Below are 2,021 nucleotides of genomic sequence, written 5' to 3'. Positions count from 1 at the left end.
TAATTATGAAGAAACTTAAGAACAAGCTAATTTACTTTTCGATTTTAATAATAAGTTTTCTTGCTTGCAAAACGGAAACTAAAACTGAAAATGAAAATCCAGAGCAACTGAAAACTGAAAAGATTGACAGTCTAGCAAATCGCTATCTTGAATTAAACCGATTTAGTGGAGTTGTCTTGGTAACAAAAAAAGATACAATTTTCTACAGCAATAACTTTGGTCTAGCCGATTACGAAAACAAAACACCTTTTTCAAATAAGACCTCTTTTAAAATAGGCAAAATATCGGAAATAATAATTGGCAGCATTATTCGAGAAATGGCAATTAAAGACAAATTTCAATTATCGGACAACATTTCTAAATATCTTCCAGAATTAAAATCTGACTTAACTATAAATGATTTATTAAATCATAAACAGAATTCTACAATAGAATCTTCGGACAAAATCGAGGAAAGTGATTTAGACTATAACACTTTAGGATTACTTATCGAGAAAATAAGCGGAAAGAGTTTTCAAGAAAATATTGAGGAATATGGTAAAGATTTGGAATTGGAAAATACATATTTCGAAAAGACAAATTCTGCTTTAGCTGTTGGTTATCTTTATCATAACTATCAAGGAAATGGACTAGAATTACAAACATCACCAGTTTCAAATTCTGAAGAAACTATTTAAAAATGACGGACTAAAATCAACTGCTAATGATTTGGCAAAAATCATAAGTTCAAATTCAGTATCTGAATTAGATATAGATGGTTATTTAGAAAATGATGGTTTTAGCTATTCCATTGTTAATAATCCGCAAAACAAAACTTCAATAATCGTTTTAAGCAACCGAAAACATCCAGTTGCAAAGGAAATTTCAAATAGTATAGCTTTAATACTTGAGGATAAAGAATATAGAATTCCTTTGGCGAGAAAACAATTTGATATAAATAAAAAATTACTGAAAGAATATTCAGGTTCATATTCAATGAATGAAAATATGAATTTAGAAGTCCTCAATGAAAATGACAGTTTATTTGTAATGATGGGTCCGAATAAAATACATTTAATTCCACAATCGGAAAACCAATTTTATATGGAACAAATGGATGCGTCAATGAGATTTTTTAAGAGGAACAAACAATAAAGTTGAGGAAGTAATTTTATTAGACGGATTTTTAGATGGAAATAAAATTAAACGAACGAAAAAATAACTATTGCCAACACCGTGTATAATTAATTGCTTGGTTATCGACTACTTACGAAAATATTCGCGTATTTTCTATTCGGTTTTTATTTGCTAAATTACGTGCTTAACCACGCAACTAATCATACACAAACACGTTGTGTGCAAGCAAAAAAACCCGTGATGAAAAGAAAACTGATTGCATTAATTTTATTATTTGGATGTAGTTCATCAATTTTCGGGCAGGCCATCTCGAAAAATGAACTGAATACTGTCCTTAAAGAAACACTTGCTAAATCTCGAAATTTTGTGTCCGATGCAACCAATTCTTGGTATTACGACAATAGTGAAAACGATTATGATAGGAAGGATACAATAACTTTAAAAACTGCTCGAAGTTTCAAAAGGGATTATTGTAATATTATAAATTGGACTTTTTACGAATGGAATCATTTTAGACTTGAAGTTGCCGATTATTGTAATGAACCACCGACAAAATTAGCTTCAAAGAATGAGGATTATTTTGAGCTTCTGATTGATGAAACAGATGATAAAACCATTCTATTATTAAAAAACATAAATGGAGTTCAGGACCAATTTGAAATTGTCGAATCCTTAAAGAATACACCAATTGACAATGGTAATGACCAATTTAATTATACAATAAAATTAAGACGGATAAAATAATGCCAGCACACAACACCGTATATAAGCTATGGCTTGGTCTGTGCTCTTTTGGAAAATCTATGGATTTCCCAAAGTTAGTTTATATTTGGAAAGGTTCGTGCTAAAACACGCCACAGCTCATATACATCAACGTTGCCACCAATTATAAAAAAAATCCGTCT

3 protein-coding genes are annotated in these 2,021 nt (G+C 30.1%); all 3 read left to right on the top strand.

Annotated elements, in window-relative coordinates; genetic code table 11:
* A partial coding sequence (locus A9996_RS20755; RefSeq protein ID WP_248912389.1) for a serine hydrolase occupies nucleotides 1-677 on the top strand: 677 nt, incomplete at its 5' end.
* 31 nt (nucleotides 678-708) lie between these two features.
* Complete coding sequence (locus A9996_RS20750) at nucleotides 709-1,134, top strand: hypothetical protein (protein ID WP_066439142.1); 426 nt, start codon at nucleotides 709-711, stop codon at nucleotides 1,132-1,134.
* Between the two features lie 222 nt (nucleotides 1,135-1,356).
* Nucleotides 1,357-1,860 carry a hypothetical protein gene (locus tag A9996_RS19220; RefSeq protein WP_066439141.1) on the top strand — a complete coding sequence of 168 codons (504 nt, stop codon included), beginning with the start codon at nucleotides 1,357-1,359 and terminating at the stop codon, nucleotides 1,858-1,860.
* The last annotated feature ends 161 nt before the right edge of the window (nucleotides 1,861-2,021 follow it).

Source organism: Gelidibacter algens, from assembly GCF_001678675.1.
In the GTDB taxonomy this organism is placed as follows: Bacteria; Bacteroidota; Bacteroidia; order Flavobacteriales; family Flavobacteriaceae; genus Gelidibacter; species Gelidibacter algens.
Note: the sequence above shows the minus strand (reverse complement) of the source record. Positions and strands in the feature narration are given on the sequence as shown.

Bases quoted from the DNA above. Each gene is read 5' to 3' on its own strand.
- A9996_RS19220 (WP_066439141.1), top strand. From the start codon at position 1,357: ATGAAAAGAAAACTGATTGCATTAATTTTATTATTTGGATGTAGTTCA.